The sequence below is a fragment of the Actinophytocola sp. genome (assembly GCF_036002505.1).
GTDB lineage: Bacteria > Actinomycetota > Actinomycetes > Mycobacteriales > Pseudonocardiaceae > DASYTH01.
The window spans coordinates 1-8,061 of the sequence record NZ_DASYTH010000200.1 but is presented as its reverse complement, the minus strand read 5'-3'; the positions used below and the strand labels follow the sequence as shown (position 1 = coordinate 8,061).

Below are 8,061 nucleotides of genomic sequence, written 5' to 3'. Positions count from 1 at the left end.
GCGGCGCGACGAGCTGGTGGCGCGCTTCCAGTCCGGAGACGGGCCGCCGATCTTCCTGCTGTCGCTGAAGGCCGGTGGCACCGGGCTGAACCTCACCGCCGCCAACCACGTGGTGCACCTGGACCGGTGGTGGAACCCGGCGGTGGAGAACCAGGCCACCGACCGCGCGTTCCGCATCGGTCAGAAGCGCACCGTGCAGGTGCGCAAGTTCATCTGCACCGGCACGCTGGAAGAGAAGATCGACGAGATGATCGAGGAGAAGAAGGCCCTCGCCGATCTCGTCGTCACCGACGGCGAGGGCTGGCTGACCGAACTGTCCACCCGCGACCTTCGCAAGGTGTTCGCCCTGTCCGAAGGAGCCGTGGGTGAATAACAACTGGTTCCCGCCGCCGTCGCGCCCCCGCCCGGTCGAGGGCGGCATCCAGGCCCGCAGCACCCGCGGCGCCATCGCGCAGACCTGGTGGTCGGAGCGGTTCATCGAGGTGCTGGAGGACATCGGCATCGGCAACCGCCTCGAGCGCGGCCGAACCTACGCCCGCAAAGGCCAGGTGATCTCCCTCGAGGTGGCTCCCGGCTCGGTCACCGCGCAGGTACAGGGCAGCCGTCCCCGCCCCTACCGGGTCCGCATCGGAATCCCCGCGTTCGGCAAGACCGAATGGACCCAGGCCGAGCGCGCCCTGGCCGGCAACGCCTGGTACACGGCCATGTTGCTGTCCGGCGAGATGCCCGAGGACATCGAGGACGTCTTCACCGCCCTGGGCCTGTCCCTGTTCCCGGACAGCTCCGGGGACCTGTCCCTGGACTGCTCCTGCCCCGACCAGGCCGTCCCGTGCAAGCACCTCGCAGCCACGTTCTACCTGCTCGCCGAGTCCTTCGACGACGACCCGTTCGCCATCCTCGCCTGGCGCGGCCGCGAACGCGAAGATTTACTCGCCAACCTGCAGGCCGCCCGCACCGCCGGCCCCCCGGCCGCCGACCGCGCCGAACAGACCAGCCGTCCTCTCGCCGCTTCCATCGACACCTACTTCGCCGCACAGGCCGATATCCGGACACCCAGCCCACCGGCAACTTCGCCTTTGGCCCTGCTCGACCAGCTTCCCGCCCTCACGCTCGCCGTGCGCGGCCAATCATTGACCGAACTACTCAAGCCGGCCTACTTGACCTTCGGGCGCGGTAGCCAACGGCAGGTACCTGAAGGCTGAGCATGGCGATCCCCAACTTTCAGGATGTGATGCTGCCGATTCTGCGAATCGCGGCAGGCGGCGAGGTCCACCCGTGGCAGTGGCTACGCGACAGGTGCGCCGCTCAGTTCCAGGTCAGCGATGACGAGCTTGCCGAGCGGCTGGACAGCGGCGGAAGTCGGTTCGACAGCCGTGTGTAGTGGGCGATCACTCACCTGGTGCAGGCTGGCCTGCTGAGCCGGCCGAGACGGGGGCACGTGGAGATCACGCGGCGGGGCTCGGACGTTCTCGCCGAGAATCCGTCCCGGGTTGACATGCAGCTCCTTGCCCGATTCGCGGAATATCGGGACTTCCGCAGTCGTACCCGCGCCGTCCCCAAGGGAGAGCCGGATGCCTCCGGCGGTGACAATGGAGACACTCCACTTGAGGCCATCGCAGAGGCCGTCAAGGAGGGCCACGAAGCGCTCGCCACCGAGGTACTCCAGCGGGTGCTCGATCAGGAGCCGGCATTCCTCGAACGGCTTGTGCTCAAGCTCCTGACTGCCATGGGCTACGGCGGCAGGGCCGGCGCCGCGGAGCAGTGGGGCCGGTCCGGGGACGGTGGCATCGACGGTGTCGTCCGGCAGGACGTGCTCGGCCTCGACCGCATGTACATGCAGGCCAAACGTTATGCCGCAGACAGACCGGTGGGACGCCCCGACATTCAGGCGTTCGTCGGTGCACTTCACGGAGTGCAGGCCGATCGGGGAGTATTCATCACCACCAGCCGCTTCAGCAACGAAGCCCGCTCCTACGTCGAGCGAATACCGAACCGAATCGTGCTCATCGACGGCCGCCGGCTCGCCGAGCTGATGATCCTGCACAACGTCGGCGTTCAGGACGAGAGCACCTTCGTCCTCAAGCGCATCGACGAAGACTTCTTCGACCAGACCTGACGCCCCGGCATCGTCACCGCGCACGTTCCCGGTGGTTGTCCTGCCTGTGAGGTAGCTTCTCACCGACGCGCGAAGGACGAGGGGAGCGAGCCGGCCGTGGACGAGCAATCGAAGCGGTGGCATGAGATCACGTTGTCCGACTACCCGCATGAGCGGGCCGGGCTCACGCACGTCCGTACGCTGCTGCCCGATCGGCACCCTTACCAGGCCTGGTCGAACTTCACGTTCATCTCGCCGAGCGGCCACCCCAGGGAGGTCGACCTGCTCGTCGCCGCGCCGAGCGGGCTCTACCTCCTCGAGCTGAAGAGCATCCGCGGCTGGGTTGGCAGCCGGCACGGGACCTGGATGACCAAGAGCGGGCGCACCATGGACAACCCGTGGATCGCCGCGGACCAGAAGGCGAAGGACCTCAAGCACCTGCTGGGCGGCCAGGCGGCCAAGGAAAAGATCAAGGTGCCGTTCCTGTCCGCCGCGGTGTTCCTGACCGAGCCGGGTATGCAGTGCAAGCTGGAGGACGGCCAGCGCGACGGTGTCTACGGCCTGGAGGGCAATCACAACGGCCTGCCGCAGATCGGCACCGACCTGCTGACCGCGCCGCCCCGTCAGCCGCCCGAGCCGCGCTTCTTCGCCAGGGTCGACGAGCTGCTCCGGAACATCGGCATCAGGCCCAGCGAGCGGATGGTGACCGTCGGCCGCTGGCGGATCGAGGAGCGGCCGTACGAGTCCGGGCCTACCTGGCAGGACCATCACGCCACCCGGGACGATCTGCCCGGGGAGCACCGCCGGGTGCGGATCTACCTCTACCAGCGGGCCGCCGGCAACGACCAGCGCCGGTCGATCTCGCAGGCGGCCGACCGGGAGTTTCGGGCCTGCCAGGGAATCCGGCATCCCGGTCTGCTCTGCCCGAACGAGCTGGAGAGCCATCCGCTCGGCCCGGCACTGATCATCGACCAGTCCCGGGACGCGATGCGCCTGGACCACTACCTGGCCAGGTACCACGACAAGCTGGACCTGCCCACCAGGGTCGACATGTTCCGCCAGCTCGCCGAGGCGGTCCGGTACGCCCACGAGCGGCGGCTGGTGCACCGGGCGCTGTCCCCGCGGGCGGTCGTGGTGGAGCCGTCCGGGTCGGACTGGACCCGCCCGGTCCTGCGCGTCGGCGAGTGGCAGGCGGCCGCGCGGGCCCTGACCGATCCGGCGACCGCGCACCGGTTGGTGCCCAGCAGCGGGGCTGTAGGCCACATCGACAAGGCGGCGGCCCCCTATCTGGCCCCCGAGTTCGTCGCTCCGGATCCGGGCAACAGCCTGGAGGTCACCGGGACCACCGCGACGGACGTCTTCGGCCTCGGTGCGGTCGGGTATCTCCTGTTCACCGGCCGGCCACCGGCGGCCGACCGCGACGAGCTGATGGCGCGGCTGCGGCTGGAGGGCGGCCTGCACCCGTCGGCCGTGGTGGACGGCATCCCCGACGACCTGCTCGCCCTGATCGCGATGTGCACCGCGCCGGTCGTGCGGGACCGCTACGACGACGTGGCCGACATCCTGACCGAGCTCGACCAGGCCCTGGCGAAACCGGACGCGGAGGCGGCCGGGCGGGCCGACCCGTGGGAGGCGGTTGCGGGGGAGACGCTCGCCGGCACCGAGTACGAGGTGCTGCAGGTGCTCGGCACCGGAGCCACCGCGCGCGCCTTCCTGGTCCGCCGGGACGACGAGACGACCGTGGTGAAGGTCTCCCGGTCGGAGGAGGCGGTGAACCGCCTCCACGACGAGGAGGCCACGCTCGAGCACCTGCGCCACGAAAACCTCGTGGTGCGGCGGCGGGGCGTGTTCCCGGTCGGCGAGCGGCATGCGATCGAGCTCGACTATGCCGGCGAGCAGACTCTGGCGGCGCTCCTGCGCCAGGACGGCGCGCTGTTCCCCGACCAGCTTCAGCGATACGGCGACCAGTTGCTCGACGTGGTGACCTACCTGGAACGCAACAAGGTGTTCCACCGGGACGTCAAGCCGGACAACCTCGGCATCAAGGAGCACCCCAAGCAGGGCAAACGGTTGGTGCTGTTCGATTTCTCGCTCGCCGGTGTGTCCACATCGGACCTCCACGCGGGCACCCGAGGCTACGTCGACCCGTTCCTCCGCGAACCCCGCCGCCCCCAGTACGACCCGGCCGCCGAACGGTACGCGGTCGCGGTGACCCTGCATGAGATGGCCAGCCTGGAGCTGCCCACGTGGAGCGCGGACGGCACCGACCCAAGCTTCGCCGGCGAGGTGACCCTGTCCAGCGAGCTGTTCGCCGCACCGCTGCGTGAGCAGCTCGTCGAGTTCTTCACCACGGCGTTCCAGCGCGACGCCGACCGTCGCCACCCCACCGCGGCCGCGATGCGGGAAGCCTGGCGGCTGGTCTTCGCCGCCATCGACGAGACCGGCCCGGCGACCAGCTCCCTGTCCGCGTCCGACGATCCGCAGGAGCTGCGCGACGAGGCGGCCGAGCGGGCGGACGCGGACACCGCACTGGACGCGGCCGGACTGACCCTGCGCGCGGTCGCCGTCGCTCAGCGGCTTGGCGCGCAGACCGTGGGCGACCTCATCGACGTTCCCTATCGGACCCTGTGGAACGCGCGCGGCCTGAGCAAGAAGACCCGGCAGGAGCTGGTCAACCGGCACACGGTGTGGCGGCGAAAGCTGCTCGGTGGGGCGAGCGTGGACAGCCTGCCGCCCTCCGGCGCGCCGCTCGACCAGATCGTGCCGTCCCTGCTGCCCGCTTCGGGAGTTCGCAACGCTTCGACGATCGCCATCACCAAGCTGTTGCTCGGCCTGCCCGACGCCGGGACGCTCCCCGACGTGCGCTGGCCGACCAACGTGCAGGTGGCTGCCAAGCAAGGGCTCAGCAACGGGCGGATCGCCCAGGTCCTGTCCGGCCGCCGCAAGGTGTGGCGGTCCAACGCACACCTGAAAACCATGCACATCAAGCTGGTCGACGACCTGATCGCGCTGTACCGGGTCGCGACCGCGGCGGAGCTGGCCGAACGCATCCACGACCACTACGGCTTCACGGACACGGTGCCGGTCGAGCACCGGATGCCGCTGGCCTACGCGGTGCTGCGCGCGCTGATCGAGCGGGACTATCTCGCCGAAGAACCGCGGTTCGCCACCAGGCGGCACAACGGCCGCCTCCTCGTGGCGTTGCAGGCCGCCCGGGACGAGCCGCTGGACACCGTGGCCGACAGCCAGTTGCTTGACCTGGCGGCAAATCTCGGCGACGAGGCGATCGAGTTGGCCGCCGGCGACCCGCTGCCGACCCCGGCCGCCGTGGTCCGACGACTGCAGGAGCTGGCCCGGCCGATGGACTGGGTGTGGGGGGAGCGGCGCCTGGTCCAGCTGGCGGCGTCCGCGTCGGGCACCGTCCTCGCCAACGCCCGGATGGAACTCTACCCGCGCAAGCTCAAGCCGGTCCGGGCCATCCGGTTGGCCCAGGCCGGCGCCGGGCTCCCGGCCGGCGGGCTCGACGCCGAGGACCTCAAACTCCGGGTCACCAAACGATTCCCCGGCCTTGACCCACTGCCGGACAGCACACAGCTCCAGGACCTGTGCAAGAAAGCCGGCTTCGAGCTGACCTGGGACGGTGAGAGGTTCCGGCCGCCGAGCACGACCGTGACCGGGCTGGCCTCCCCACGACGGTCGGATTCCTCCTTGGCCGGGGCCGTCGAGGGCAAGGTGATGGCGGACGTGCCGGCCCGGCTGACCGAGGCCGTCCGGCACGGCGGCGTCCGGTTCGTCACGGTCCGCCCCAAGCGCGCGGCCCGGGCCCGGCAGGAGATCCACGAGATCGTGGCGGAGCCGGTGGACGTGTCCGCGATGTTCGTCCGCATCCTGCGCGCCCAGGCGACCGCGGCCAAGATCCCCGACTTCGGCGTGGTGCTGCGCGCCGACGCGGCCGACCCGGACAGCCGCGACCAGCTCAACCTGGCCCGCCTGCTGGCCCGGACCTTCGACGCGATGGCGGCCGAGCTGGCCGGCAACCGGGTTCTGGTGCTGGACGGCCTGACCCCGCTGGGCCGCTACCCGGCCGGCGCCAAGCTGCTCAACCGGCTCATCGACAACGCGCGCTACGGCGGGAGCCCGGACGGCCCGGACACCCTGATCCTGATCTGCCCGGCCGGCGACGAGCGCCAGCACCCGCACGTCGGCCCGCTCACCCTCCCCAAAGGCACCCCCGAAGAATGGGTGATGGCCACCCCGTCCTGGCTGAACGGCGCCGCATGATCAGCAAGATGGGAAGGTCACGCTCGAATATGAGCGTGGTTTTCCCATTCTGGTGATCATGCCACCGTTCGAACCAGGGCGGCCCGGATCTGGGCGGTCACGGTGTCCGGCCGGACGGTCAGGTCGTGCCAGGTGAACCGGAGCACCGTCCAGCCGGCCAGCACGAGAACGTTCTGCCGCCGCCGGTCGTGCCGGAACCGCTCGACGTCGGAGTGCCAGGCCCAGCCGTCAACCTCGATGGCGATCCGCTCCGCCGGAAAGGCGAAGTCCAGCTCGTACCGGTCGACCCGGTACCCACACCGCCACCCGGCCAGCCCCGCGTCACCCAGCAACGCGACCAGCAGCCGCTCCGCCTCCGGAGGCCGCCCGGTCGCTTGCGGCGCGGAGCAGTTCGGCGGCGTCCGCCGAGCCGCGCCGCCCGAGATTGCGGTAGTGGGCGGCGTACAGGTCGGTGACGGTGAACCGGTGCTGCAGCGCGCGGTCCATGAGGTGTGACCCCGTGGTGCCCAGTGCGACCGCGGCATCGAGGACCGTCAGTGGCACGGCGGTCACCCACAGCCCGTTGACCTCGACCCGGTCCGCCGACTGGAGGTCGCGCCGGTGCGCCTGGATTCCCGGCTGGGCCGGCAGTCGCCGGTGGTGCGGGATCGTGATCTCCACCCAGGTCGGCGCTTCGGCACACAGACCGTGCCACCAGGCCGCGGCGGCACCGCACACCGTCGCGCCCAGCCCGGCCCACAGGTAGCTGGCCCGCAGCCGCGCCTCGGCCGTGAGCGCGTGGCCGGCCGCCAGGTACACCCGTGGGAGCAGGCGTACCCACAGTCCGCGCGCGAGCCGCCGGCTGATCGTCGCCGAGCTCATGCCTTCGGTCAGGGCCTGAGCCCTGCTGACCACGCCGGCCTGCCGCCGCAGCACTCCCTCGATCGTCACGCCGGGCAGTGTGCCGGCGGGGTCTGACAGTCCTCAGTGGTCGAACGCGCCCGCCCGGATGGCCCGCACCAACGCCGGCACATCTCCCCGCAATGCCGGCCCGGCCACGTTCTTCGAGTCCCGCACCTGGTCGAGCGTGCCGCACAGCTCGACGCAGTTCTGGTTGTTCTGGCTACGGAGCGACTTCCGCCAGGTGTGTTGAGATGCCACGGCGCTTCTCCATTCGATTGCGAAGATCGGCGATAAAGCTGACAGACATTTCGGGCGGCAGCGCTACCTTCATGATCTGGTCGATTGCCCATCGATAGGGGTTCACATCGCGGTCCTCGTGGAGCATGAGCATTGTCTGGCGAATGCCCACGAAGACGATGGATGACGTGGTCGTCGATGCGCTGCGCACTGCGTTGGCCCGACTCGATTCGATGAACGTGAAGTCACCCTCCAGTCCCGGATGCCAGCCGCGGTCGTCCGGGACGATGCGGACTTCGACGTTGGGGCGGGATGCCATCTCCAGCAGGTGCGCGAGCTGCTCGATCATCACTTGCCGGCCGCCGATGCCCTGGTTGAGCGCGGCTCGGCCAAGCAGCACCAGCAAGTCGGCCGGGTTCTGCTTGGTGATTATCTCCTTGCGGCCGAGCCGGGTAGTGACGCGCGACGCGATCTCGCCGGACGGGACACCGGGTGTCGTCATGATCGCCCGGATGTAGTCACCGGTCTGCAGGATGCCCGGAACCAGGAGTGGGGCGACCTCGACG

Annotated in this window: 8 protein-coding genes and 1 pseudogene; 5 read left to right on the top strand and 4 right to left on the bottom strand. The window is 70.0% G+C overall.

The features are described from left to right. From VGR06_RS17225 to pglW, 5 genes and pseudogenes are all read left to right on the top strand, one after another. A partial coding sequence (locus VGR06_RS17225; RefSeq protein ID WP_327560095.1) for a C-terminal helicase domain-containing protein occupies positions 1–373 on the top strand: 373 nt, incomplete at its 5' end. Further along, on the top strand, positions 366–1,202 hold the full coding sequence (locus tag VGR06_RS17220) for an SWIM zinc finger family protein (protein WP_327560094.1): 837 nt from the start codon (positions 366–368) through the stop codon (positions 1,200–1,202). The genes VGR06_RS17225 and VGR06_RS17220, both read left to right, overlap by 8 nt. 2 nt (positions 1,203–1,204) lie before the next feature. Then, positions 1,205–1,462, top strand: a pseudogene (locus VGR06_RS17215) (winged helix-turn-helix domain-containing protein); the annotation flags it as partial. Positions 1,463–1,495: 33 nt separating this feature from the next. Continuing rightward, the gene (locus VGR06_RS17210; protein ID WP_327560096.1) at positions 1,496–2,116 is read left to right on the top strand and encodes a restriction endonuclease; all 621 of its coding nucleotides are present in this window, start codon (positions 1,496–1,498) and stop codon (positions 2,114–2,116) included. Between the two features lie 96 nt (positions 2,117–2,212). Continuing rightward, positions 2,213–6,376: a BREX system serine/threonine kinase PglW gene (gene pglW / locus VGR06_RS17205; protein ID WP_327560093.1), complete on the top strand. Its 4,164-nt coding sequence runs from the start codon at positions 2,213–2,215 to the stop codon at positions 6,374–6,376. Between the two features lie 56 nt (positions 6,377–6,432). Here the strand turns inward: pglW and VGR06_RS17200 are convergent, their stop codons facing one another. The 4 genes from VGR06_RS17200 to VGR06_RS17185 form a co-directional block, all read right to left on the bottom strand. Further along, positions 6,433–6,708 (bottom strand): endonuclease domain-containing protein, encoded by a 276-nt coding sequence (locus VGR06_RS17200; protein ID WP_327560092.1) that lies wholly within the window; start codon positions 6,706–6,708, stop codon positions 6,433–6,435. Then, the gene (locus VGR06_RS17195; protein WP_327560091.1) at positions 6,698–7,306 is read right to left on the bottom strand and encodes a type IV toxin-antitoxin system AbiEi family antitoxin domain-containing protein; all 609 of its coding nucleotides are present in this window, start codon (positions 7,304–7,306) and stop codon (positions 6,698–6,700) included. The genes VGR06_RS17200 and VGR06_RS17195 overlap by 11 nt, the downstream gene beginning before the upstream one ends. A gap of 33 nt (positions 7,307–7,339) precedes the next feature. Further along, a complete protein-coding gene (locus tag VGR06_RS17190) occupies positions 7,340–7,516 on the bottom strand; it encodes a DUF397 domain-containing protein (protein ID WP_327560090.1) in 177 nt (58 codons plus the stop codon). Then, positions 7,479–8,061: DUF5753 domain-containing protein (locus tag VGR06_RS17185; RefSeq protein ID WP_327560089.1), on the bottom strand; the 583-nt coding region annotated here is incomplete at its 5' end. The genes VGR06_RS17185 and VGR06_RS17190, both read right to left, overlap by 38 nt.